This is a genomic window from Kitasatospora sp. NPDC051914 (assembly GCF_040680995.1).
Taxonomy (GTDB): domain Bacteria; phylum Actinomycetota; class Actinomycetes; order Streptomycetales; family Streptomycetaceae; genus Kitasatospora.
Window position 1 is genome coordinate 89822 of record NZ_JBFAXX010000009.1, and the last position, 24628, is coordinate 114449.

23 protein-coding genes are annotated in these 24628 nt (G+C 72.4%); 12 read left to right on the forward strand and 11 right to left on the reverse strand.

Annotated features, from left to right (window positions below):
• The first annotated feature begins 131 nt into the window (after positions 1–131).
• Positions 132–626: a DUF3145 domain-containing protein gene (locus tag AB0M03_RS08650; protein ID WP_363490060.1), complete on the forward strand. Its 495-nt coding sequence runs from the start codon at positions 132–134 to the stop codon at positions 624–626.
• A gap of 128 nt (positions 627–754) precedes the next feature.
• Here AB0M03_RS08650 and fabF read toward each other — a convergent pair whose 3' ends face one another.
• The 5 genes from fabF to AB0M03_RS08675 all read right to left on the reverse strand — a co-directional run bounded on the left by fabF (position 755) and on the right by AB0M03_RS08675 (position 5714).
• The gene (gene fabF, locus AB0M03_RS08655) at positions 755–2023 is read right to left on the reverse strand and encodes a beta-ketoacyl-ACP synthase II (protein ID WP_363489905.1); all 1269 of its coding nucleotides are present in this window, start codon (positions 2021–2023) and stop codon (positions 755–757) included.
• A gap of 116 nt (positions 2024–2139) precedes the next feature.
• A complete protein-coding gene (locus AB0M03_RS08660; protein ID WP_095874994.1) occupies positions 2140–2382 on the reverse strand; it encodes an acyl carrier protein in 243 nt (80 codons plus the stop codon).
• Positions 2383–2457: 75 nt separating this feature from the next.
• Positions 2458–3489 (reverse strand): beta-ketoacyl-ACP synthase III, encoded by a 1032-nt coding sequence (locus tag AB0M03_RS08665; protein WP_363489908.1) that lies wholly within the window; start codon positions 3487–3489, stop codon positions 2458–2460.
• Positions 3486–4427, reverse strand: a complete 942-nt coding sequence (locus AB0M03_RS08670; RefSeq protein ID WP_363489910.1) for an ACP S-malonyltransferase — start codon at positions 4425–4427, stop codon at positions 3486–3488. The genes AB0M03_RS08665 and AB0M03_RS08670 overlap by 4 nt, the downstream gene beginning before the upstream one ends.
• A 90-nt stretch (positions 4428–4517) precedes the next feature.
• Complete coding sequence (locus AB0M03_RS08675) at positions 4518–5714, reverse strand: helix-turn-helix domain-containing protein (RefSeq protein ID WP_363490062.1); 1197 nt, start codon at positions 5712–5714, stop codon at positions 4518–4520.
• 238 nt (positions 5715–5952) lie between these two features.
• Between AB0M03_RS08675 and AB0M03_RS08680 the strand changes: the two genes are divergently transcribed.
• Positions 5953–6729 carry a pirin family protein gene (locus tag AB0M03_RS08680; RefSeq protein ID WP_363489912.1) on the forward strand — a complete coding sequence of 259 codons (777 nt, stop codon included), beginning with the start codon at positions 5953–5955 and terminating at the stop codon, positions 6727–6729.
• Positions 6730–6795: 66 nt separating this feature from the next.
• Here the strand turns inward: AB0M03_RS08680 and AB0M03_RS08685 are convergent, their stop codons facing one another.
• Positions 6796–7629, reverse strand: a complete 834-nt coding sequence (locus AB0M03_RS08685; RefSeq protein WP_363489914.1) for a serine hydrolase domain-containing protein — start codon at positions 7627–7629, stop codon at positions 6796–6798.
• Between the two features lie 172 nt (positions 7630–7801).
• Between AB0M03_RS08685 and AB0M03_RS08690 the strand changes: the two genes are divergently transcribed.
• Positions 7802–8266: a MerR family transcriptional regulator gene (locus AB0M03_RS08690; protein ID WP_363490064.1), complete on the forward strand. Its 465-nt coding sequence runs from the start codon at positions 7802–7804 to the stop codon at positions 8264–8266.
• On the forward strand, positions 8263–9267 hold the full coding sequence (locus AB0M03_RS08695) for an aldo/keto reductase (protein ID WP_363489916.1): 1005 nt from the start codon (positions 8263–8265) through the stop codon (positions 9265–9267). The genes AB0M03_RS08690 and AB0M03_RS08695 overlap by 4 nt, the downstream gene beginning before the upstream one ends.
• Positions 9268–9328: 61 nt before the next feature.
• Here AB0M03_RS08695 and AB0M03_RS08700 read toward each other — a convergent pair whose 3' ends face one another.
• Positions 9329–9907, reverse strand: coding sequence for a TIGR03086 family metal-binding protein (locus tag AB0M03_RS08700; protein ID WP_363489918.1), 579 nt, complete (start codon positions 9905–9907; stop codon positions 9329–9331).
• Positions 9908–9995: 88 nt separating this feature from the next.
• On the opposite strand from AB0M03_RS08700, the gene AB0M03_RS08705 reads away from it, so the two are divergent.
• The gene (locus AB0M03_RS08705) at positions 9996–10988 is read left to right on the forward strand and encodes a YafY family protein (RefSeq protein ID WP_363489920.1); all 993 of its coding nucleotides are present in this window, start codon (positions 9996–9998) and stop codon (positions 10986–10988) included.
• Here AB0M03_RS08705 and AB0M03_RS08710 read toward each other — a convergent pair.
• The 3 genes from AB0M03_RS08710 to AB0M03_RS08720 form a co-directional block, all read right to left on the reverse strand.
• On the reverse strand, positions 10969–12150 hold the full coding sequence (locus AB0M03_RS08710; protein WP_363489922.1) for an alpha/beta hydrolase: 1182 nt from the start codon (positions 12148–12150) through the stop codon (positions 10969–10971). The two genes, AB0M03_RS08705 and AB0M03_RS08710, sit on opposite strands and share 20 nt — an antisense overlap.
• Positions 12151–12303: 153 nt before the next feature.
• Positions 12304–12654 (reverse strand): MmcQ/YjbR family DNA-binding protein, encoded by a 351-nt coding sequence (locus AB0M03_RS08715; protein ID WP_363489924.1) that lies wholly within the window; start codon positions 12652–12654, stop codon positions 12304–12306.
• Between the two features lie 61 nt (positions 12655–12715).
• Positions 12716–13408: a TetR family transcriptional regulator gene (locus AB0M03_RS08720; protein ID WP_363489926.1), complete on the reverse strand. Its 693-nt coding sequence runs from the start codon at positions 13406–13408 to the stop codon at positions 12716–12718.
• 211 nt (positions 13409–13619) lie between these two features.
• Between AB0M03_RS08720 and AB0M03_RS08725 the strand changes: the two genes are divergently transcribed.
• Both AB0M03_RS08725 and AB0M03_RS08730 read left to right on the forward strand, forming a co-directional pair.
• Positions 13620–15233, forward strand: coding sequence for an MFS transporter (locus AB0M03_RS08725; RefSeq protein ID WP_363489928.1), 1614 nt, complete (start codon positions 13620–13622; stop codon positions 15231–15233).
• Between the two features lie 188 nt (positions 15234–15421).
• Entirely contained in the window at positions 15422–17428 is a 2007-nt protein-coding gene (locus tag AB0M03_RS08730; RefSeq protein ID WP_363489930.1) for a serine/threonine-protein kinase, read from the forward strand.
• Positions 17429–17494: 66 nt separating this feature from the next.
• On the opposite strand, the gene aceE is transcribed toward AB0M03_RS08730, so the two are convergent.
• On the reverse strand, positions 17495–20245 hold the full coding sequence (aceE, locus tag AB0M03_RS08735) for a pyruvate dehydrogenase (acetyl-transferring), homodimeric type (RefSeq protein WP_363489932.1): 2751 nt from the start codon (positions 20243–20245) through the stop codon (positions 17495–17497).
• Positions 20246–20767: 522 nt separating this feature from the next.
• Between aceE and AB0M03_RS08740 the strand changes: the two genes are divergently transcribed.
• The 5 genes from AB0M03_RS08740 to AB0M03_RS08760 all read left to right on the forward strand — a co-directional run bounded on the left by AB0M03_RS08740 (position 20768) and on the right by AB0M03_RS08760 (position 24625).
• Positions 20768–21205: a DUF3052 domain-containing protein gene (locus AB0M03_RS08740; RefSeq protein WP_363489934.1), complete on the forward strand. Its 438-nt coding sequence runs from the start codon at positions 20768–20770 to the stop codon at positions 21203–21205.
• 235 nt (positions 21206–21440) lie between these two features.
• Positions 21441–21899 (forward strand): peroxiredoxin, encoded by a 459-nt coding sequence (locus AB0M03_RS08745; RefSeq protein ID WP_363489936.1) that lies wholly within the window; start codon positions 21441–21443, stop codon positions 21897–21899.
• 183 nt (positions 21900–22082) lie between these two features.
• Positions 22083–22658 carry a TerD family protein gene (locus AB0M03_RS08750; protein ID WP_363489938.1) on the forward strand — a complete coding sequence of 192 codons (576 nt, stop codon included), beginning with the start codon at positions 22083–22085 and terminating at the stop codon, positions 22656–22658.
• Positions 22659–22900: 242 nt separating this feature from the next.
• On the forward strand, positions 22901–23476 hold the full coding sequence (locus AB0M03_RS08755) for a TerD family protein (protein WP_363489940.1): 576 nt from the start codon (positions 22901–22903) through the stop codon (positions 23474–23476).
• A gap of 54 nt (positions 23477–23530) precedes the next feature.
• Positions 23531–24625 carry a DUF475 domain-containing protein gene (locus AB0M03_RS08760; RefSeq protein ID WP_363489942.1) on the forward strand — a complete coding sequence of 365 codons (1095 nt, stop codon included), beginning with the start codon at positions 23531–23533 and terminating at the stop codon, positions 24623–24625.
• Positions 24626–24628 lie beyond the last annotated feature (3 nt).

Below are 24628 nucleotides of genomic sequence, written 5' to 3' on the forward strand. Positions count from 1 at the left end.
CTTGTCCGTTTTGCTCAATTTGATTACCTAATGTCGAGTAAGTTGAGCTTCACGGTGGTACGGAGTACCTGCCGGTGACAGGTACGAGGCAGCTGGGGAAGGCGACCCTCGTCCACAGCCTGGAGGTCCCGGTGACGACACGTGGTGTCCTGTACATCCACTCCGCGCCCCGCGCGCTGTGCCCGCACGTCGAGTGGGCGGTCGCGGGGGTGCTCGGCGTGCGGGTCAGCCTCGACTGGATCCGCCAGCCCGCCGCGCCCGGGCACTGGCGCGCCGAGCTCTCCTGGCAGGGGGAGCCCGGCACCGCCTCGCGCCTGGCCTCGGCGCTGCGCGGCTGGCAGCTCATCCGGTTCGAGGTCACCAGCGAGCCCTGCGCCACGGCGGAGGGCGAGCGCTACAGCTCGACCCCGAGCCTCGGCATCTTCCACGCCGTCACCGGCATCCACGGCGACATCCTGATCCCGGAGGACCGGCTGCGGGCCGTCCTGCTCCGCACCAAGAACGAGGGCAGTGACCTGGAGACCGAACTCGCCCGGCTGCTCGGCAAGCCCTGGGACGACGAACTCGAGCCCTTCCGCTACGCGGGCGAGGGCGCGCCGGTCCGGTGGCTCCACCAGGTGGTGTGACCGGAAACCACGAGGGGCGCGGGGAACCGCGCGTGGCGGAGAGCACATGAAGTGCCCTTCCGTCCCGTGCGGTTCCCCGCGCCCCTGAGGCGAGCCGCCCGAGCGGGCGGCTCGTTCGGCTGCTGCCGTCAGACGGTGCGGAAGGCGAGGACCACGTTGTGGCCGCCGAAGCCGAAGGAGTTGTTCAGGGCGGCGATCCGGCCGTCGGCGGGGAGCTTGCGCGCCTCGCCGCGGACGATGTCCGCGTCGATCTCGTCGTCCAGGTCGTCGACGTTGATGGTCGGCGGGACTGTGCGGTGGTGCAGCGCCAGCACGGTCGCGACGGTCTCGATGCCGCCGGCGCCGCCCAGCAGGTGGCCGGTCATCGACTTGGTCGCGGAGATGGCGACGTGCTCCAGGTGCTCGCCGAGCTCCTTGGCGAGGGCCTTCACCTCGGCGGTGTCGCCCTGCGGGGTCGAGGTGGCGTGCGCGTTGACGTGCACGACCTCGGCCTTGTCCAGGTCGCTGCGCTCGAACAGGTCGGCGATCGCACGGGCGACACCGGCACCGGTCGGCTCCGGCTGGGCGATGTGGTGGGCGTCCGAGGACAGGCCCTGGCCGACGGCCTCGCAGTAGACGCGGGCACCGCGGGCGGCCGCGTGCTCGGCCGACTCCAGCACCACGACGCCGGCGCCCTCGCCGAGGACGAAGCCGTCGCGGGCCTTGTCGTACGGGCGGGAGGCGCGCTGCGGGTCGTCGTTGTTCTTGGACATCGCCATCATGTTGGCGAACGCGGCGATCGGCAGCGGGTGGATCGCCGCCTCGGTGCCGCCGGCCACCACGACGTCGGCGCGGCCGGTGCGGATCATCTCGATCGCGTAGCCGATCGCCTCGGCGCCGGAGGCACAGGCGGAGACGGGGGTGTGCACGCCGGCGCGCGCGCCGACCTCCAGGCCCACGTTGGCCGCGGGGGAGTTCGGCATCAGCATCGGGACGGTGTGCGGGGAGACCTTGCGGACGCCCTTGTCCTTCAGCACGTCGTACTGGTCGAGCAGGGTGGTCACGCCGCCGATGCCGGAGGCGATCACGGCGCCCAGGCGCTCGGGCGCGAGCTTGGAGGACTCGTCGGTGGCCGGGGTCTCGTAGCCGGCGTCGGCCCAGGCCTCGCGCGCGGCGATCAGCGCGAACTGCGCCGAGCGGTCCAGCTTGCGGGCCAGCGGACGGGGCAGCACCTCGGCCGGGTCCACCGCCGTGCGGGCGGCGATCCGGACGGGCAGGTCCGCGGCCCACTCCTCGGTCAGCGCGGCCACGCCGGAACGGCCCTCCAGCAGGCCCTCCCAGAACGAGGCGGCGTCGCCGCCCAGCGGCGTGAAGGCGCCGATACCCGTGACTACCACGGTGCGGTTTTCAGCGGTCACTGGTTCTTCTTCTCTCACGTGTGCAAGGGGGCGGAGGAGCCGTGGGGGATTCGGCCGGCCGGGGCGGGATGACGCCCCGGCCGACCGTGGCGGCCGGTCCTGCCGGCCGCGGGGGCTCAGCTGTTGGCGAGGATGTAGTCCACCGCGTCGCCGACGGTCTTGAGGTTCTTGACCTCGTCGTCCGGGATCTTCACGTCGAAGCGCTCCTCGGCGGCCACGACGACCTCGACCATGGACAGCGAGTCGACGTCCAGGTCGTCGGTGAAGGACTTGTCGAGCTCGACGTCCTCGGCCGGGATGCCGGCGATCTCGTTGACGATCTCGGCGAGACCTTCCAGAACCTCGTCCTTGGTAGCCATAACGGCTGCTCCTCTTCGGTGTTGACAGCGAGCGGTCCGGCGGACCGTCGCAGGTTTCAGGGGTGGGCGTGATGCCTAGGGGAGAGTAACGACTGCGGAGGCGTACACGAGACCCGCCCCGAAGCCGATGATGAGGGCGAGGTCGCCGCTCTTGGCTTCACCGCTCTCCAGCATGCGCTCCATGGCCAGCGGGATGGACGCGGCCGAGGTGTTGCCGGTCTCGGCGATGTCGCGGGCGACCGGCACCGACTCGGGCAGCTTCAGCGCCTTGATCATGGCGTCGGTGATCCGCATGTTGGCCTGGTGCGGGATGAAGGCGCCGAGCTGGTCGGCGGTGATCCCGGCGGCGTCCAGCGCCTGCTGGGCCACCTTGGCCATCTCCCAGACCGCCCAGCGGAAGACGGACTGACCCTCCATCCGCAGCGCGGGCCACTTGGCCTCGTCGCCGGCGCCGTTGACGGCGTCCTCCTTGGCGAACGCGGTGTCCCAGGCCTGGGTCTGCGAGATGACGTCCCGCTGGGAGCCGTCCGAGCCCCATATCACCTTGCCGATGCCGGGGGTGTCGGACGGACCGACGATCGCCGCGCCCGCGCCGTCGCCGAAGATGAACGCGGTCGAACGGTCCGAGGTGTCGGTCAGGTCGCTGAGCCGCTCCACGCCGATCACCAGCACGTACTCGGCGCTGCCGCCGCGCACCATGCCGTCCGCCAGGCCCAGGCCGTAGCCGAAGCCGGCGCAGGCGGCCGAGATGTCGAACGCCGGGGCGGTGCCGCAGCCCAGCCGGTCCGCGATCTCGGTGGCGATCGCCGGGGTCTGCTTGAGGTGCGAGACCGTGGCCACGATCACGCCGCCGATCTGCTCCGGGCGGATGCCGGCCTGCGCGATCGCCTTGCCGGCGGCCTGCACCGACATCTCGGCGACGGTCTCCTCCGGGCCGGCCCAGCGGCGCTCGGCGATGCCGCTGCGGGTGCGGATCCACTCGTCCGAGGACTCGATCCAGTTCAGGACCTCGGCGTTGGGGATCACCCGGACGGGTCGGTAGCCGCCGACCCCGAGGATGCGCGAGTGGGCGGCACCGGCCGCGGGCTTGATCTGGGGCGCTGTCATCCGTTGTTCTCCTGAGCGCCGTGCTCGGCGACCAGCCCGCGGGCCTTGTCGAGATCGGCAGGGGTCTTGAGGGCCAGCGTCGCCACGCCCTTGAGGTTGCGCTTGACCAGGTTGGTGAGGGTGCCGGCGGGCGACAGTTCGATCACTGCCGTCGCGCCGAGCTGCTGGAGGGTCTCCATGCACAGGTCCCAGCGGACCGGGTTGGACACCTGCGACACCAGCCGGGCCAGGACCTCGGCTCCGGAGGCGACGACACCGCCGTCCTTGTTGGAGACGTACGCGACGGTCGGGTCGGCCACCGACAGGGTCGGCGCCAGCTTCTCCAGCCGGGCCACACCCGGGGCCATGTGCTCGGTGTGGAACGCGCCGGCCACCTTCAGCGGGATCAGCCGGGCGCCGGCCGGCGGGTCCGCCTTCAGCGCCTCCAGCTGCTCCAGGGTGCCGGCCGCGACGATCTGCCCGCCGCCGTTGTTGTTGGCCGCGGTCACGCCGTGCTCGGCGAGCTTGGCGGCGACGACGTCCGGCTCGCCGCCGAGGACGGCGGTCATGCCGGTCGCGGTCACCGCGGCGGCCTCGGCCATGCCCAGGCTGCGCTCGCGGACGAAGGCCAGCGCGTCGTCGGCGCTCAGCACGCCAGCCAGCGCGGCCGCGGTGATCTCACCGACGCTGTGGCCGGCGACGCCGGACACCAGCGAGCCGAAGTCGGAGTCGGCGAACAGTACGCCGGAGGTCAGCAGACCGGCGGCCACCAGCAGCGGCTGAGCCACCGCGGTGTCCTTGATCTCTTCCTCGGAGGCCTCGGTGCCGTAGCGGACGAGGTCGAGACCGGCGACCTGAGACCACTGCTGCAGCCGGTCGGCGGCGCCGTCCAGCTCGAGCCAGGGGCTGAGGAATCCGGGGGTCTGAGCACCCTGTCCAGGGGCGACGATTACGAGCACGGTTCAACCCTCTCTCGCCAGGCACCCGTGGGCGGGTAGGCGACGACAACGAAGAAAAGCACGCCGGGTTGTGCAGTCCCTACAGCGCGGTCAGCCCTGCTCGCCGACCGTTCCGAGACGGCCCAGCGCAAGGGCGATGCGCAGGGTGAACGCCGAACGTACGTCGGACGGAGCATAGCCCGTGACGTCAGTCACACGACGCAGCCGGTAGCGCACGGTATTCGGGTGGACGAAGAGCATCCTGGCCGCCCCCTCCAGCGAGGACGCCTGTTCCAGATAGACACTCAGCGTCTCCAGGAGTGCCGAACCCGCCTCGTCCAGCGGTGTGTAGATCTCCTCCACCAGCTGGCGTCTCGCCGCCTGGTCCCCGGCCAGCGCCCGTTCGGGCAGCAGGTCGTCGGCCAGCACCGGCCGCGGCGCGTCCGGCCACGCGGCGCACGCCTTCAGACCGGCCGCGGCGGCCTGCGCCGACCGGGTCGCCGACAGCAGGTCCGGCACGCTCGGGCCCACCACCACCGGACCCGGCGCGAACTGGCCGATCAACGCCTTCGCGGTGTGCACCGGCTCCTTGTCGCCGCCCACCACCACGACCAGCCGGCGCCCCAGCACCCCGGTCAGCACCTGCAGCTTGGCGTACCTGGCGGCCCGTCGGATCGCCTCCACCACCGCCTCGCTGTCGCCGTCCGGCGCGCTGCCCATGACCACCCGCACCTGGCTGGGCTGCCCCCAGCCGAGTGCGGCGGCCCGCGACAGCACACCCTCGTCCGCGTCACCCGACAGCAGCGAGTTGACGACCAGCGCCTCCAGACGGGCGTCCCACGCGCCGCGGGCCTCCGCCGCCTGCGCGTACACCTGCGCCGTCGCGAAGGCGATCTCCCGGGCGTACACCAGCACCGACTCGCGCATGCCGGCCTCGTCGCCGGGGGCGGCCACCTCCTCGATGGCCTCCTCCATCACCTCGATCGTGGTGCGGATCAGCTCGACCGTCTGGCGCAGGGTGATCGCCCGGGTCAGCTCGCGCGGCGCCGTCCCGAAGACGTCGGTGGAGATGGCCTGCGGCGCCTCCGGGTGCCGGTACCACTCCGTGAACGCGGCGATGCCGGCCTGCGCGACCAGCCCGATCCACGAGCGGTGCTCCGGCGGCATCCGGCGGTACCAGGACAGCTGGTCGTCCATCCGCGAGATCGCGGCGGTCGCCAGCTTGCCCGAGGACTTCTCCAGCCGTTTCAGCGTCGCCGCACGCAACTCGGCCCGCTCGGCGGCAAGTCGGCGCTCCTGCGCGGTCAGCCGGCCGCCTCTCGGCGGGCGCGGCGGCTCCGCGGCCGGAGCCGCCTTGCGGGCGGCGGCCTTCTTGTCGGCCCTCGCACTGTCGGGCTTTGCACTGTCGGGTTTTGCTGAAGCGGCTGGCACAGGAACAAGACTGCCTCACCTGACGGCGTGCTCGTGCACACCCCCCGCCGCTCGCCCTCCCGGCGCGCCGGGCCGGACCGGCCGCCGGACACCGCCGACCGGCTACCGTAGGCGCGTGACCGAGACCCGTGACCGCGGCCGCGCCGACCTCCGCCGGGCCCCCGAGCGCTACCGCTCCACCCCGGCCGAAGGCATCGAGACCAGGCACGCCTTCTCCTTCTCCGGGCACTACGACCCGAAGAACACCCACTTCGGCGCCCTGCTCGCCTGCAACGAGGAGACCCTCGCGCCCGGCGCGGGCTTCGACGAGCACCGCCACCGCGACACCGAGATCCTCACCTGGGTCCTCGAGGGCGCCCTCGCCCACCGCGACAGCGACGGCCACGCCGGGATCGTCCGGCCCGGCATGGTCCAGCACCTCAGCGCAGGCTCCGGCGTCAGCCACACCGAGCGCAACCCCGGCGGTGCCGACGCCCCCGTCCGCTTCGTCCAGATGTGGCTCCAGCCGGACGCCTTCGGCACCGAGCCCGCGTACGGCCTGCGGCGCGTCGAGCCCGCGGCGGACGGACTCACCCTGCTGGCCTCCGGCATGGAACGTGACGCCGCGTCGGACGCCCTGCGGCTGCGCCGCTCCGACGCCGCCCTGTACCTCGTCACCGCCGGGCCCTGGCAGTCGCTGCCCGCCCTCCCCGAGGCCCCGTACCGGTACGTCCACCTCACCGCGGGCTCGCTCGGCTACCGCACCGTCCCCGGCCCGCACGGCGCCGGCCGCTCCCTCGAACCCGGCGACGCCGTCCGCATCACCGGCGACGCCTTCGCCGACCCCACGGCCGGCCCCGACGGCGCCGAACTCCTCCTCTGGGAGATGCACACACCACTGCAGTTCGGCTGAAGCACACCCTCACGCGCCCCTGGTGGCGCACCCGTACTGCCCCGCGCCCCTGGGGGGCCTGCCGCTTCAGCCGCGGAGTTCGGCGAGGACGGCGTCGGTGAAGCCGGGCCACACTTCGGCGGCCCAGGGGCCGAAGTCGCGATCGGTCAGGGCCACGGCGGCGACGCCGGCCGCCGGGTCGACCCAGAGGAAGGTGCCGGACTGGCCGAAGTGGCCGAAGGTCTCGGGGGAGCTGGTGACGCCCGTCCAGTGCGGTTCCTTGGTGCCGCGGATCTCGAAGCCGAGGCCCCAGTCGTTCGGGCGGCGGTGGCCGAAGCCGGGCAGGACGCCGCCGAGGCCCGGGAAGGCGACCTCGCGGGTGGCCCGGTGCAGCGTGGACGGGTCGAGCAGCCGCGGCGCCTGCAGCTCCGCGGCGAACAGCGCCAGGTCCGCGACGGTCGACAGACCGCCCGCGCCGGCCGGTGCCCGGTGGGCGGTGTTGATCAGCGTGGCGTGCATGCCCAGAGGCCGGAAGACCGCCTCCTGCGCGTACTGGGCGAAGGGGATGCCGGAGGCCTTCTCCAGGGTGTCGGCGAGGACGTCGAACCCGGCGTTGGAGTAGAGGCGGCGGGTGCCGGGCCGGGCCATCACCCGGTGCTCGTCGAAGGCGAGGCCCGAGGTGTGGGCGAGCAGGTGGCGCACGGTCGAGCCCTCGGGCCCGGCCGGGTCGTCCAGCTCGAAGACGCCCTCCTCGACGGCGACCAGGGCGGCGTACGCGGAGAGCAGCTTGGTCACGGACGCCAACGGGAACAGGTGTTCCTGCAGTCCGTGCGCGCCCAGCACCGCGCCGTCCGCGCCCTGCACCACCGCGGCCGCCGCGTTCGGCACCGGCCAGTCCTCGATCATCCGCAAGCTCTGCATGCGCCGACGATAGCCGTCCGCCGGACCGGGGCGCGTGGCAGGCTTGCTTGGAGTGCGCTCGAACTCAGTAGCGTCGTAGCCGTCGCCGACCACCGAGGGGTCCACCGTGGCAACGTCCGCATCTTCCACCGCCGTTTTCCGGGACCCGCTCTCCTGCAGTCACGAGGAGCCGGTGGCCGAGGAGCCGCTCGCCGCGGAGCGCCCGGAGTGGCACACGATCAGCGAGGTCTCCGCGGCCACCGGGCTGACCGCCCACACGCTGCGCTGGTACGAGCGGATCGGTCTGCTGGACCCGGTGGACCGCTCGCACTCGGGCCAGCGCCGTTACAGCGAGGCCGACCTGGCCCGGCTGGCCTTCCTGGGCCGGCTGCGGCTCACCGGGATGCCGGTGGCGGACATGCTGCGCTACGTGGAGCTGGTCAGGGAAGGCGACCACACCATGGGCGAACGGCGGGACATCCTCGTCGCCCAGCGCGAGGAGGTCCGGCAGCGGATCGCGGACCTGCACGCCACCCTCGCGGTGCTCGACTACAAGATCGACATCTATTCGTCCCGCACGTCCGGCGACGGCACGTTCGGCCCCCAGGCCGGACGGCCCGCGGACGCTGCGGCCGACAGGAAGCAGAAGAGCGCATGACCCTCCCCACCGCACCGCTCGGCACCAACGGCCCCGTCGTCGGCATCCAGGGCCTCGGCTGCATGGGAATGAGCGAGTTCTACGGCCCCACGGACACCGCGGAGGCCCTGGCCACCCTGGACGCCGCACTCGACCTGGGCGTCACCCTGTTCGACACCGCCGACGTCTACGGCTCGGGCCACAACGAGGAGCTGATCGGTCCCTTCGTCCGGGCCAACCGCGACCGCGTCGTGCTGGCGACCAAGTTCGCCATCGAGCGGCGCGCCGAGGACCCGACGTACCGGGGCGTCCGCAACGACCCGGCGTACATCCGCAGCGCCGTGGACGCCTCGCTGCAGCGGCTCGGCGTCGACGTCATCGACCTCTACTACATGCACCGCCGCGACCCGCAGGTGCCGCTCGCCGAGTCGGTGGGCGCGATGGCCGAGCTGGTGCAGGCCGGCAAGGTCCGGCACCTGGGGCTCTCCGAGGTCACCGGCGCCGAGCTGCGCGAGGCGCACGCGGTGCACCCGATCGCCGCCCTGCAGTCCGAGTGGTCGATCTTCTCCCGGGACGTCGAGCGCTCCGCGGTGCCGGCCGCCGCCGAGCTCGGGGTCGCCTTCGTGCCGTACTCGCCGCTCGGCCGCGGCTTCCTGACCGGCGCGTTCACCGCCGCCGAGCAGCTCAGCGCGGACGACTACCGGCGCTACCACCCGCAGTTCTCCGGCCCCAACGCGGAGGGCAACGCCGCCCTGGTGGCCCCGATCCAGAAGATCGCCGCGGACCGCGGCGCCACCGCCGCGCAGGTCGCCCTCGCCTGGGTGCACCAGCGCGCCGAGGTGCACGGGCTGACCGTGGTGCCGATCCCCGGCACCCGCAAGCGCAGCCGCCTCGCCGAGAACACCGCCGCGGCCGGCCTGCGGCTGACCGCGGAGGAGCTCGCCGAGCTGGAGCCGATCGCCGGCCGGGTGACCGGCACCCGCTACGCCGACATGACCTTCACCTCGGCCGGCCGGGAGTAGCCCCCGCCCGTGCGGCGGCCGCGCCCGACGGCGCGGCCGCCCACGGCCCGGACCGCAGGGTTCAGACCGAGCGGCCCAGCCAGGCCGCCATCCGCGCGTACACCCCGGCGTCGTCCGGAACCGGCTGCGCCTGGCCGAACGGCACACCCTCGCCGCGGCCCTCCGCCGGCAGGACCTGCCGGGCGGTGCCGAGCACCACGTGCGCCAGCTCCTCGTCCAGGGCGGCCTCCGGGTCGACGACCTGCGCGATGTCCCAGGAGTGGGTGACGGCCTCCATCAGATAACCGCCCACCGCGAGCCGCCCCGGCACCCGCCCCCACGGGACCTCCACCACGCGCTCCAGCGCGGCGTCCTCGCGCCAGGCCGCCGCCCACCGCTCCCGGGCCCGGCCGAACGCCCCCACCCAGTCGTCGTCCGCGACCGCACCCACCGCGGTGGCCACGTCCATCCCCCGGCCGCCCTCACCGGTGTACGCGCTGCGGTGCACCCCGCCCACGGTGTGGCCGAGCAGCGCCCGCAGGTCGTACGCACTGCACGGGGTCGGCCGCTCCAGCATCTCCGGGGTGACGGCGGCGGCGAGCTTCTCCAGCTGGCCGAGCGCGCGAAGGTACAGCGGGCGGGGGTCTGCGGTGGTGTCCATGGCACAACTCCTCGTCGGAGGGACGTTCTGACGGCGGACACTCTCCCCGCGATACCTGACATCCCCCGTCAGGTTTATTCTTCGGCCGGTGAAAGCCGACCGACTGCTGTTGATCCTGCTGCTCCTGCAGACCCGCGGGCGGGTCACCGCACCCGAGCTCGCCGCGCGGCTGGAGGTCTCCGTCCGCACCGTCTACCGGGACGTCGAGGCGCTCTCCGCGGCCGGCGTCCCGGTCTGGGCCGAACGCGGCCGGCACGGCGGCATCCACCTGCTGCCCGGCTACCGCACCGACGTCACCGGCCTGACCGGCGACGAGGCCCGCGCACTGTTCGTGCTCTCCGCCCAGGGCGCGCACGAGGCGCTCGGCCTCGGCGAGGCGATCGGCTCCGCCCTGCGCAAGGTGATGGCGGCACTGCCCGCGCCGCACCGCCCGGCCGCCGAGGCCACCAGCGAGCGCATCCTGGTCGACCCGGCCCGCTGGCTGCGCCCAGAGCCCGCCGCCCGGGCCGACCTCGGCGCCCTGCAGAGCGCCGTCTTCGCCGACCGGCGGCTGCGGCTCGGCTACCGCCACAGCGGCGCGAGCGGGCCGAGCGACTACACCCTGGACCCGTACGGCCTGGTCAACAAGGCAGGCGTCTGGTACCTGGTGGCCGACCTGGACGGGGCGCCGCGGCTGTTCCGCGCCGAGCGGACGCTCACCGCCGAGGTCCTCGACGAGCCGGTGCGCCGGCGTCCCGGCCTGCAGCTCGCCGAGGTGTGGGAAGGACTGCGGGAGCAGGTGGAGCGGATACCCGACGAGGTCGAGGTGGCCGTCCGCATCCGGCGCGAGCGGGCCGATCTGGTGCTGCGCATCCACGCCAACCACGTGCTCGCCCCGGTGGTCCCGGTCGGCGACGGCGCCTGGCTGCGGACGGTGCTCGGCTTCCGGGCCCTGCCCGCGGCCCGCTCCCTGCTGGCCTTCGGCGCCGACGTCGAGGTGCTCTCCCCGCCCGGGGTCCAGGACGAGCTGCGCCGGGCGGCCGCCGAGGCGCTCGCCCTGTACGGGCCGCCGGAGGCGGGTGCTACGGCTGGCGGCGGGTGACGTCCCCGTAGTCGCCGAGGGCGATGGCACCGAAGTTGTGCAGGCTCTGCGTGCCCTCCGCGAAGTAGCCGGTGTGGCCGTTGGAGCCCTGCGAGGAGACCTCGACGGCGCCGAACTCCTGCGTGGTCGGGTCCGCGCCGTGCCCGAACCCGCCGAACTCCAGGTACGGCACGTTGCCGATCCAGTCGGTGGGGTTGCGGGTCGCCCACACCCGGACGCCCGGGCCCAGCTCGCCCGCCGTCTCCACGCCCATTCCGGGGCTGCCGAAGACCACGATGTCCGTGGTGCCGCCGGCCCGGACGGCAGGGGCTGCGGTGCCGCAGACCACCGAGCCGTAGGAGTGGCAGAACAGGGTGGGCGGCGCCGAGGCGCGGCCGGTCTCCTTCAGGCCGGCGAGCAGCCGCAGCAGCCGCGGGGCCGCCGCCTCGGCCAGCCGCGCGGTGACGGCGTCGGGGCCCAGCCCGGACGGGGTCACGTAGCCGGTCCAGGCGATCACGGCCGTCCGGCTTCCGGGGGCCTGCCTGCGCTCCTCGGCGAGCAGCGCCCGCGCCATGCCGGTCACCGCGCGCAGCGGGTCCGCGGACTGGTCGAAGTGGGCGAGGTCGGCGTCCGAGCCCGGCACCAGGACGGAGACCCGGTCGGCCGTCGCGAGATCGCCGTAGACCTCGCTGACCAGGCCGCGGCCGCGCGGGTCGAAGGCGAGGAGCTGGCGGCCGGGCTTCAGCAGCCGCTCGGTGTCGTCGGCGCGCACACCGGCCGCGGCCCGCTCGGCAGCGGTGAGGCGCTCGTCCAGGGAGCGGGCCCGGGCGGCGTCCCGCTCGGCGGTGACCGCGATCCGGTTGGCACGGTAGCGGAGCTCCACCGGGACGCCGTCGAGGTTGCCGACGACCAGCGGGTACACCTCGGCGAGGCGGTTCTGCTCGGCCTCGTCCAGGCCCGCGAAGAAGGCGGCCACGGCGGGTGCGCTCGCGGTGGCGGGGTCGGGCAGCGGGCGGCCGAGGGACTCGTCCTCGACCCAGGCGGCGCTGCCGGCCGGGGGAGTGGTGATCGCGACCTGCTCGTTGGAGGCGGCTGCCTGTGCGGCGGCCGCCCCGGCGTCCAACAGGACGGCGGAGGCGGCGAAAGCGCCTATCAGCATGCGCTTGACCCGCCTGCGCTGCATGGGCGTACTCTCCCTCGGGCCGGTGACCGTGACAGCGGGCCTTGCCCGACGGTGGTACGACTGCAATGCCAGCCAGGGTAGAACGCCCGAGCTGGAGGTGAGCAGAGTCTAAACCGTGCGATGGGTCACACACACGAGGGACCTGGTGTGGCGTCAGGTTGCCCGCTCGGCGTCGAACGCCCGGACCAGCCGCTTGGGCGCGGTGCTGCGCCACGCCTCGGTGACCAGCTCGCGCAGCTCCTCGGCGCCGACCCGCGTGAGATCCACCAGTACCCAGCCGTGCCGGCCCACGTACGGAGCCACACCGTACGTCTCCGGGGCCTCGGCGAGGAGGGCGGCCTGCTCCTCCTTGGTGGCTTTGACACAAACCCGGCCGGAGTCGGGCGAGGCCATCGCGAAGATCTTCTCGCCGACCCGCAGCGTCACCTCGGTCTCCCAGGTCAGCCGCTCGGTGGCCGAGGGCAGGGCCAGGCCCATCTCCAGGAACTGATCGAACGTCACCATGCCGCCCAGCCTAGGCGCGGGGGCCGACAGGCAGCCGTGCCCCTCGTCGGCCCCGTGGGTCTCAGCTGCGCCAGGGACCGGCGAGGGCGGGGCCGAGCTGGTCGAGGTGGCGTTCGATGATGGCGATCATGCCGTCGGGGCCGGCGGCGTGGGCGGCGGTGTCCGCCGTCCAGGACAGGTGGGAGACCCGGATGACCGCGCCGAAGGCCGCCGCCAGCACCCGGGGCCGGACGTCGGCGGCCGGGTCGAGGCCCTCGCGCTCGGCGAGGATCGCCGTCACCACACCCTCCTGCTCGATGGTGCGCCGCAGGTGGGCGGCGAGCAGGACGGGGGTCGACTCGATGAGGTCGATCAGCTCCAGGGCGGCCTGGACGCCGCCGGGCGCGCTGCCCTCGTCCAGGCTCAGCACCTGCCAGGTCTGGGTGATGGCGGCCCGCATGGCCTGCAGCGGCGTCTCCTCCGCGGGCCGGTGCCGCAGGCAGTCGACGAAGTAGTCCTCGGCGTCGGCGAGGACGGCGAGCGCGACCTCCTCCTTGTTGGCGAAGTACCGGAAGAAGGTGCGCTGCGAGACGTCCACGTTCGCGGCGATCTCGTCGACGGTGGTGCGGGCGTAGCCCTGGCTGAGGAACAGCCCGTGCGCGGCCGCCACCAGGGAGTCCCTGGTGCGCTGCTTCTTCCGCTCGCGCAGTCCGAGGACCCGGCAGTCGGACGGGGCCTGCTTGCCGGTGCGGGAGGGGGTGAGCGGCAGGGCCATGCAAGGGGCCTTTCTGGCAGGGCGGGACGGGTACCACGATAGCGGCTCTGCCATATGTCAGTTCCAGGCGTACGGCATGAATTGCCTAATGTCAGCGACTGACATAATGTTCCCGCGAGTGGCGCCGCAGGGCCGGACAGCCGTGGGGACGGGTGGGCCCGCGGCGCCACACCCCGTCACCCTCGTCCGACCCGGCCCCCGGAGGGCAGTCATGAGTTCGTCCGTCGTCAAGACCGGGAAGGCGGACGCGCCCCCGCAGTCCGCCGGGGCACCGCCGAGCGGTGCCCGAGGCCTCCAGGGCCACCCCTGGCTGACCCTGCTCACCGTCGCCGTGGGCGTCATGATGGTGGCCCTCGACGGCACCGTCGTGGCCATCGCCAACCCGGCCATCCAGGCCGACCTCGGCGCCTCGCCGGCCGACATCCAGTGGGTGACCAGCGGCTACCTGCTGGCGCTCGCGGTCTTCCTGATCACCGCCGGCAAGATCGGCGACCGGTTCGGCCACAAGTCGACCTTCCTGGTCGGCGCGGCCGGCTTCGCCGCCACCTCGGCCGCCATCGGCTTCGCCGGCAGCATCCAGACGGTCATCCTGTTCCGCGTGCTGCAGGGCCTGTTCGGCGCGCTGCTGCAGCCCGCGGCGCTGGGCCTGCTGCGCGGTGCCTTCCCGGCCGAGAAGCTCAACATGGCGATCGGCATCTGGGGCGGCGTGATCGGTGCCTCCACTGCGGCCGGCCCGATCGTGGGCGGCCTGCTGGTCGAGCACGTCAACTGGGAGTCGGTCTTCTTCATCAACATCCCGGTCGGCGTGCTCGCCCTGGCGCTCGGCCTGTGGATCCTGCGCGACGTGAAGGTCGAGAACGCGGCGAAGTCCTTCGACATCCCCGGCATCGTGCTGCTCTCCGGCGCGATGTTCATGCTGGTCTGGGGCATCATCAAGGCCCCGGTCTGGGGCTGGGGCGACCCGGCGACGCTGGTCTTCCTCGGCGGCGCGGTGCTCGCGATGGCGGCCTTCGCGTTCTGGCAGACCAAGGCCAAGGAACCGCTGATCCCGCTCAGCCTGTTCCGCTCGGTGCCGCTGTCCGCCGGCACCCTGCTCATGGTGCTGATGGCCTTCGCCTTCTTCGGCGGCGTCTTCTTCGTCACCTTCTACCTGCAGAACGTGCACGGCATGGCCCCGGTCGACGCGGGCGTCCACCTGCTGCCGATGACCGGCATGATGATCGTCGGCGCCCCGGTGGCCGGTGCCGCGATCGGCAAGCTCGGCCCGCGCATCCCGATCGTGGCCGGCATGCTCTTCACCACCGCCGCCATGCTCGGCATGTCGACCCTCGACACCGACTCCGGCACCGGCGTGATGTCGCTCTGGTTCGTGCTGATGGGCCTCGGCCTGAGCCCGGTCATGGTCGGCGCGACCGAGGTCATCGTCGGCAACGCCCCGCTGGAGCTCTCCGGCGTCGCCGGCGGCCTGCAGCAGGCCGCCATGCAGGTCGGCGGCAGCCTCGGCACCGCCGTCCTCGGCGCGGTGATGGCCTCCAAGGTCACCGACGTCCTGCCGGAGAACTGGGCGAAGGCCGGCCTGCCGCCCGTCCAGGGCGCCCAGGCAGAGGGCCTCAGCCAGGCCGCCCAGCTCGGCATCGCCCCGCCCGCCCCGGCCGGCACCCCGCAGCAGGCGGTGGACGCGATGGCGAACGCCGTCCACACCTCCTTCGTCAGCGGCATGTCGCTCGCCTTCGTGGTGGCCGCCGTGGTCGCGGTCGCCGCGGCCGCCCTCGGCCTGCTCACCAAGCGCGGCGCCAACGAGGCGGGCCCGGCCGTCCACATCTGACGCCCGCGCACACCCTCGTACGACCCACTCCGCACCCGGCCGGGAGCCCGCACCCGGCCGGGTGCGGTGCGTTACAGCCCCGCCGCTCCCGGTCGCCGGGCCCGAGCACCGGCCCCAGACTGGGAGCCGGGCGGGGCCGTCCGGCCGGAGCGGCGGGACGGACTTCGGACGGGGCACAGGGGACGGCCATGCACCCAGCGGACGGCGGCCCGGGCGGAGGCTCGGACGAAGGGCCCGCGGACACCGAAAGGACGGACCGCGGGAACGAAGCCCCGCCCCGAGCCGAAGAGCCCGCCGGCGCGGCAGGGGGGACGAGCGCGGGAGCGACACCGCCCCGAGCCGAAGGGCCCGCCGGTGCCGAAAGCGAGGAGCGCGGGAGCGAAGCGACGGAGCGACGACCGTCGGCGCCGGGTTCAGAGGGCCCGGAGGCGAGCGGGCGACAGAACAGCCCGGAGGCGAGCGGGCGACAACCAGAGCCGGGCGGCCGCCTTCTCGCCGGGCGCTACCGGCTCGGACGCCGCCTCGGCCGCGGCGGCATGGGCACCGTCTGGGTCGCCCACGACGGCAAGCTCGCCCGCGAGGTCGCGGTGAAGGAGCTGAGCGTCGCCGGCCTCCCCGAGGAGGACCTCCCCGCCCTCCAGGCCCGCATGGAACAGGAGGCCCGGGCGGCCGCCATGCTCAACCACCCCTCCGTCATCACCGTCTACGACGTGCTGGAGGAGGACGGCCGGCCGTGGATCGTCATGGAGCTGGTCGACGGCCGCTCGCTCGCCGAGGTGATCGGCGACGAGGGCACCCTGCTGCCCCGGGACGCCGCCAGGATCGGCGAGCAGGTGGTCGCGGCCCTGGACGAGGCGCACCGGCACGGCGTCCTGCACCGCGACGTGAAGCCCGCCAACATCCTGCTGGAGCGCAGCGGCCGGGCCGTCCTCACCGACTTCGGCATCGCCGTGCTGGCCGGCTCGCCCGGCCTCACCCGCACCGGCGACATCGTCGGCTCGCCGGACTACGTCGCCCCCGAGCGGGTCACCGGCCACCGCCCCGGCCCCGAGTCCGACCTCTGGTCGCTCGGAGCGACGCTCTACGCGGCGGTCGAGGGGCAGTCGCCGTTCCACCGGACGACCACCATGAGCACCCTGCAGGCGGTGGTCGCCGACCCCCTGCCCGAGCCGCGGAACGCCGGGGCGCTCGCCCCCGTGCTGACGGCGCTGCTCCGCAAGGACCCGGCCGAGCGCCCCACCGCCGGCGAGACGCTGGCCGTGCTGCACGAGGTGGCGGGCACGGGCGGACACTCCGGCCACCTGCCGACCGAGCGGGCCACCCCGGTGCTCGGCCTGCCCACCGTGCAGACCCCTCCGACACCCGTGCCCGCCCCACCGCCGCCGCCGTCGCTCGCGGTGCCGCTCGCGGCCGGAGCGGCGGCCGCCGGGGCGTCGGCGGCGGGCCCGCCGCCGGAGGAGGCCGAGGCCGCCAGGGCCAGGCGCCGCAGGAGGGCACTGATCATCGGCGCGGCGGTACTGGTGGCGGCGCTCGCCGGCGGGCTCGCCTTCGCCCTGCTCGGCGGCTCGGACAACCCGACCCCGCCCGCCGCCGGCACCACGACCTCCGCGGCGCCGACCCCCACCCCCACCCCGACGCCGACGCCGACGCCCACGCCGACTCCCACCCCCACGCCGAGCCCCACTCCCACCCCGACTCCCACTCCCACTCCCACTCCCACCCCCACGCCGACCCCGACGCCCGCACCCGCCGGCACCCCGGCGCCGGCGGGCTTCCGCTGGAGCGACGACCCGGCGGGCTTCCGGGTGGCCGTCCCGCAGGGCTGGACCCGGAGCGAGTCCGGCGGCCAGATCGACTACTCGCCGGACGGCGGCGTCCACCTGCTGCGCTTCGGTGTGACGCCCGGCGCCACGCAGTCCCCCGAGGCGCACTTCCTGGAGCTGGAGCAGACCGTCTCCGCCCAGCCCGACTACACCCGCCTCGCCCTCCGGGCGAACGTCTACCAGGGCTACGAGGGCGCCCTGTGGGAGTTCACCTTCAGTGACCGGCAGGGCGGGACCCGGCACGCGGTCGACCAGGCCTTCGTCGCCCCGGACGGCACCGAGTACGCGATCTACATGTCCTCGCCCGAGGACGACTGGACGGCCACCAGACAGCAGTTCTCCACCGTCCTCAACACCTTCACGGTCTCCTGAGGCGGTAACGCCGGAGGGCCGGCCACCCCGTGCGGGGTGGCCGGCCCTCCGGACCGGATCGGCGGATCAGGCGTCGCCGCCGGCCGCGCCCGGGTCGGCCGCGGCCACGTCGAGCAGCTGGTAGCGGTCGATCGCGGACTTCAGCACGCTGCGCTCGACCTTGCCCTGCTTGGCGAGCTCGGTGAGCACCGCGAGGACGACCGACTGCGCGTCGATGTGGAAGAAGCGGCGGGCCGCACCGCGGGTGTCGGCGAAGCCGAAGCCGTCCGCACCCAGCGACTGCCACGCACCCGGCACCCAGCGCGAGATCTGGTCCGGCACCGCGCGCATCCAGTCGGACACGGCGACGAACGGGCCCTCGGCGCCCTGGAGCTTGGCGGTCACGTACGGGACGCGCTGCGGCTCCTCCGGGTGGAGCAGGTTGAACTCCTCCGCCTCGACGGCGTCGCGGCGCAGCTCGTTCCACGAGGTCGCGGACCACACGTCGGCCTTGACGTTCCACTCCTCGGCGAGGATGCGCTGGGCCTCCAGGGCCCACGGCACGGCCACGCCGGAGGCGAGGATCTGCGCCGGGATGGCGCCGGCCTCGCCGCCCTTGAGCCGGTACAGGCCCTTGAGGATGCCGTCGGCGTCGACGCCCTCCGGCTCGGCCGGCATCTTGATGGGCTCGTTGTAGACGGTGAGGTAGTAGAAGACGTCCTCGCCGTTGGGGAACTCCGCGCTGGAGCCGTACATCCGGCGCAGGCCGTCCTGCACGATGTGCGCGATCTCGTAGCCGTACGCCGGGTCGTACGCGACGACGCCGGGGTTGGTCGAGGCCAGCAGGTGCGAGTGGCCGTCGGCGTGCTGCAGGCCCTCACCGGTCAGCGTGGTGCGGCCGGCGGTGGCGCCCAGCACGAAGCCGCGGGCCAGCTGGTCGGCCATCTGCCAGAACTGGTCGCCGGTGCGCTGGAACCCGAACATCGAGTAGAAGACGTACACCGGGATCAGCGGCTCGCCGTGCGTGGCGTAGGACGAGCCGGCGGCGATCAGCGAGGCGGTGCAGCCCGCCTCGGAGATGCCGTCGTGCAGCATCTGGCCGGTCGGGGACTCCTTGTACGCCAGCAGCAGCTCGCGGTCGACCGACTCGTAGGTCTGGCCGAGCGGGTTGTAGATCTTGGCGGACGGGAAGAGCGAGTCCATGCCGAAGGTGCGGTACTCGTCCGGCGCGATCGGCACGAAGCGGTTGCCGATGCCCTTGTCCCGCATGAGGTCCTTGAGCAGCCGGACGAACGCCATGGTGGTGGCGATGGTCTGGTTGCCGGAACCCTTCTTGACCGCCTTGTACGCGTCGTCGCCCGGCAGCTCCAGCTTGCGCGGGCGCACCTTGCGGGTCGGCACGTAGCCGCCGAGCTCGCGCCGGCGGTCGTGCATGTACTGGATCTCCTCCGAGTCGCGGCCCGGGTGGTAGTAGGGCGCGTAGCCCTCGTCCAGCTGCTTGTCGGTGATCGGCAGGTGCAGGCGGTCGCGGAAGCGCTTCAGGTCCTCGACCGTCAGCTTCTTCATCTGGTGCGTCGCGTTGCGGCCCTCGAAGTTCGGGCCGAGCGTCCAGCCCTTGACCGTCTGGGCGAGGATGACCGTCGGCTGGCCCTTGTGCTCGCGGGCGGCCTTGAACGCGGCGTAGACCTTGCGGTGGTCGTGGCCGCCGCGGCCCAGGTGCTGGATCTCGTGGTCGGACATGTTCTCGACCATGGCGCGCAGGCGCAGGTCGCCGCCGAAGAAGTGCTCGCGGATGTACGCGCCGGTCTCGGTGGCGTAGGTCTGGAACTGGCCGTCCACCGTCGTGTTCAGCTTGTTCACCAGGACGCCGTCGCGGTCCTGCGCGAGCAGCGGGTCCCAGCTGCGGTCCCAGACCAGCTTGATCACGTTCCAGCCGGCGCCGCGGAACTGCGACTCCAGCTCCTGGATGATCTTGCCGTTGCCGCGGACCGGGCCGTCGAGGCGCTGCAGGTTGCAGTTGACCACGAAGGTCAGGTTGTCCAGGCCCTCGCGGGCGGCCAGGGAGAGCTGGCCGAGCGACTCGGGCTCGTCCATCTCGCCGTCGCCGAGGAAGGCGTAGACGTGGCTGTCCGAGGTGTCCTTGATGCCGCGGTGCTCCAGGTACCGGTTCATCCGGGCCTGGTAGATCGCGCCGAGCGGGCCGAGGCCCATCGACACGGTCGGGAACTCCCAGAAGTCCGGCATCAGCCGCGGGTGCGGGTAGCTGGACAGGCCGTAGGGAGCCTTGGACTTCTCCTGGCGGAACGCGTCGAGCTGCTGCTCGGTGAGTCGGTCCAGCAGGAAGGCGCGGGCGTAGATGCCGGGGGAGGCGTGACCCTGGAAGAAGATCTGGTCGCCGGACTCGCCCTCGGCGTCCTTGCCGCGGAAGAAGTAGTTGAAGCCCACGTCGTACAGGGACGCGGAGGAGGCGAAGGTGGCGATGTGGCCGCCGACGCCGATGCCGGGACGCTGCGCCCGGGAGACCATCACGGCCGCGTTCCAGCGGGTCGCGTTGAGGATCTTGCGCTCGATCTCCTCGTTGCCGGGGAAGAACGGCTCGTCCTTGGTCGCGATGGTGTTGACGTAGTCCGTGCTGCGCATCTCGGGCACGGCGACACGCTTCTCGCGGGCGCGCTCGATCAGGCGGAGCATCAGGTAGCGGGCGCGCTCACGCCCCCGCTCGTCGATGGCCGCGTCGAGCGACTCCAGCCATTCCGCGGTCTCCTCGGGATCGAAGTCCGGGACCTGACTCGGAAGGCCGCCAATGATGATCGGGTTGCGATCGGATCCGGAAGCCACGCTGTTCCTTCACTGTCGGTCGAAACTGAGGTGTGTCGCGCCGCCTCCATCGTGTACCGCGACTCGGAGATCCGTCATCTCTACCGATCGGTAACCGTTCCGCCTGGTGGGCGGGCCGGTCGGGGGGTGTGCGGCGGGCTTCGTCGCCCGTTCTGCGCACCCCCGGGTGTGGTGTTACGAAGAGGTGGTCCGACCTGGTGTCCTCCCGCCCCGGAAGGGCGGTCGGGCTGAGGGCCAACAGGAGACTCTACGCCCGCCGGAGCGGTGACCCCGAATGCCGTTCGCATCTCGGGCACGCGTGCGGCGCCTGCTGGACCAGGGGTGGAGCCCGAAGCATGATTGGTCGGGACAGAGAAGGGCAAACGGGTGTGATTCACACCACATCACTCGGCGTGTCCCCCTTCCACACGTCAACCTTTGGGTGGGATCGGGTGTCGGGTACTTGCGCGAACCGCCGCGCACGTGTGGACTACGCCCACAGCCTCGGCATGGATGCCGAGCCGAATACTGGAGGTTATTCCCGTGAGCGCGACCGCGGACCCCGCGGACAAGTCCAACCCGGCAGCTCGTCTCGGCTTCGAAGAAGGCCAGATCATCCAGGAGCTCGGGTACGACGAAGACTGTGACCAGGAGCTCCGCGAGGGCATCGAGGACATCACTGGCAGCGATCTCGTCGACGAGGACTACGACGACGTCGCCGACGGCGTCCTGCTGTGGCACCGCGAGGAGGACGGGGATCTCACCGACGCCCTCGTCGACGCGCTGGAGTACCTCGCCGAGGGCGGCCTGATCTGGCTGCTGACGCCCAAGACCGGCCGCGACGGCCACGTCGAGGCGCACGAGATCGCCGACGCGGCCAAGACCGCCGGCCTCTCGCAGACCAGCTCGGTCGCGGTCGCCAAGGACTGGGCCGGCACCCGCCTGGCCACCCCGAAGGCCGCGCGCACCGGGAAGCGCTGACCGCACGGCACGACCTCGGAAGGGCCCCGCTGGAGCATCCTCCAGCGGGGCCCTTCCGCATGCCACCGCACCTTGTGGCTGCCGCCGGTGCGGATGTTCACCGAGGGCGAAACCATGGGGCCGGGCCTCCGCGACCCTCACCCGAACGGCCGAAGCCACCCGGACGGATGCGAGGATGCCCCTGTCCCGCAGCCGCGCACCGCGGCTGCGGCACCACGATGAGGAAGGTCCCACCATGGCCATCGAGGTCGGCACCCAGGCTCCGGACTTCGAGCTGAAGAACCAGCACGGCGAGCTGGTGAAGCTCTCCGACTTCCGGGGCGAGAAGAACGTCGTCCTGGTCTTCTACCCGTTCGCCTTCACCGGTGTCTGCACCGGCGAGGTCTGCGCGATCCAGAAGGAACTGCCGCGCCTGCAGAACGACGACGTCCAGGTGCTGGCGGTCTCCAACGACTCGCCGTTCTCGCTGCGGATCTTCGCCGACCAGGAGGGCCTGGACTACCCGCTGCTCTCCGACTTCTGGCCGCACGGCGAGGTCTCCCGCGCCTACGGCGTCTTCGACGAGACCAAGGGCTGCGCGGTGCGCGGCACCTTCGTGATCGACAAGGCCGGCGCGGTGCGCTGGACGGTCGTCAACGGCCTGCCGGACGCCCGCGACGAGCAGGAGTACCTGGCCGCCCTCGGCGCGCTCTGAGCCTGAACGCCCCCGGCCCCGGCGCGTTCGGACGGATGTCCGGGCGCGCCGGTCGTTATCGGTGACCGACGGGGAACCCGGCACTACGATCGGGCCGTTGGCAGGACGGGTGCCCGTACAGCGGCACCCGGTCCCGCACCACCGGGGGCACCGGCACGTGCCTCCCGCACCTTTGGAGGACTAGTGGGTGTCAGCCTGAGCAAGGGCGGCAACGTCTCCCTCACCAAGGAGGCCCCGGGCCTGACGGCCGTCATCGTCGGCCTCGGCTGGGACGTCCGCACCACCACCGGCACCGATTTCGACCTGGACGCCAGCGCCATGCTCTGCACCGACCAGGGCAAGGTCCGCTCCGATGCCGACTTCGTCTTCTTCAACAACCTGACCAGCCAGGACGGCTCGGTCGAGCACACCGGTGACAACCTCACCGGTGAGGGCGAGGGCGACGACGAGCAGATCAAGGTCAACCTGGCCGGCGTCCCCGCCGAGGTCGCCAAGATCGTCTTCCCGGTCTCGATCTACGACGCCGACAACCGTCAGCAGAACTTCGGCCAGGTCCGCAACGCCTTCATCCGCGTGATCAACCAGGCCGGCGGCGCCGAGATCGCCCGGTACGACCTCTCCGAGGACGCCTCCACCGAGACCGCCATGGTCTTCGGCGAGCTCTACCGCAACGGCGCGGAGTGGAAGTTCCGTGCCATCGGCCAGGGCTACGCCTCCGGCCTGCGCGGCATCGCGCAGGACTTCGGCGTGAACGTCTGACCGCGGAGGCGGTTGCATACTCTTGGCCGGGGCCGGTACGGGTGCACTCCCGTACCGGCCCCGGCCGCTGCCTGTCCGCGGCGGTGCGGGCGGGTAGTTCAGGAAGTTCAGGTCGGCGTGCGGGATCGCGCGGCGGTGCGGGGGCGTAGTTCTGGGGTACGTCCCGTCGTGCCGGCCGCGGGGCCGGAGCCGGCCCGGCATCGAGGGAGCCCCGGGGACGGGGGGACTGGGAGGAACCACAGATGACAGTCACGCTGGCCAAGGGCGGCAACGTCTCGCTGACCAAGGCCGCGCCCAACCTGACGCAGGTGCAGATCGGACTGGGCTGGGACGCCCGTTCGACCACCGGCGCACCGTTCGACCTGGACGCCAGCGCCCTGCTGTGCTCGGGCGGGCGGGTGCTCGGCGACGAGTACTTCATCTTCTACAACAACCTGCGCAGCCCCGAGGGCTCGGTCGAGCACCAGGGCGACAACCTCACCGGCGACGGCGACGGCGACGACGAGGTCGTCCAGGTCAACCTCGACCTGGTGCCCGTCCACGTCGACAAGGTCGTCTTCGCCGTGTCGATCTACGACGCCGACGCCCGCCTGCAGAACTTCGGGCAGGTGTCCAACGCCTACATCCGCGTGGTCAACCTGACGGACGGCCGGGAGATCGCCCGGTACGACCTCACCGAGGACGCCTCCACGGAGACCGCGATGATCTTCGGCGAGCTGTACCGGTACCAGGGCGAGTGGAAGTTCCGCGCGGTCGGCCAGGGCTACGCCTCGGGCCTGCGCGGCATCGCCCTGGATTTCGGAGTAAACGTCCAGTAAAGTCCGCCGCCGAAAAGTCGCCCGTGTACATGAATTCGAAAGGTAACTGACCCCGTGTTCCTCCGCACATTCGGATGGTCCTTCGCCATCACGATCGCCGGCCTGATCGCCGCCGGCCTGATCTGGGGGGCCGAAGGGTTCGGCGTCGTGCTGATCCTCTCGATCCTCGAGATCTCCCTCTCGTTCGACAATGCCGTCGTCAACGCCACCGTCCTGAAGCGGATGAACCCCTTCTGGCAGAAGATCTTCCTGACGATCGGCGTCCTGATCGCCGTCTTCGGCATGCGCCTGATCTTCCCGCTGCTGGTGGTCGGCCTGACGGCCCACCTGGCCCCCGGCACGGTGATCGAGCTCGCCCTCGACTCCAGCAAGACCTACAACGGCCAGACCTACGCCGACTACCTGGAGGCGGCCAACCCGGCCATCGCCGCGTTCGGTGGCATCTTCCTGCTGATGATCTTCCTCGACTTCATCTTCGAGGAGAAGGACTTCAACTGGCTGCGCTGGCTGGAGAAGCCGCTGGAGAAGATCGGCAAGCTGGACGCCCTCTCCTCGGTCATCGCGCTCGTGGTGCTCGCCGTCTCCGCCCGCCTCTTCGCGGGCGAGCACGCCGAGACCGTGCTGCTGGCCGGCCTGATGGGCCTCGCCACCTACCTCGCCGTCAACGGCCTCTCCAGCGTCTTCGAGCACGGGCTGGAGGCGCAGGAGGAGGCCGAGGAGGAGGCCGAGAAGACCGGCAAGTCGATCGTCCAGGTCGGCGGCAAGGCCGCGTTCTTCCTCTTCCTCTACCTGGAGGTCCTGGACGCCTCGTTCTCCTTCGACGGCGTGGTCGGCGCGTTCGCCATCTCCCAGGACATCTTCATGATCACCCTGGGTCTGGGCATCGGCGCCATGTACATCCGGTCGCTGACCGTCTTCCTCGTCCGCAAGGGCACCCTGGACGACTACGTCTACCTGGAGCACGGCGCCCACTACGCGATCGGCGCGCTGGCGGTCATCCTGCTGGCCTCGATCGAGTACCACATCCCGGAGATCGTCACCGGCCTGATCGGCGTCGGCTTCATCGGTGCCGCGCTGGCCTCCTCGGTGGTCCGCAACAAGCGCGAGCAGGCGCTGGAGTCGCCCGCCCCGGAGACCACCTCCGTCTGACCC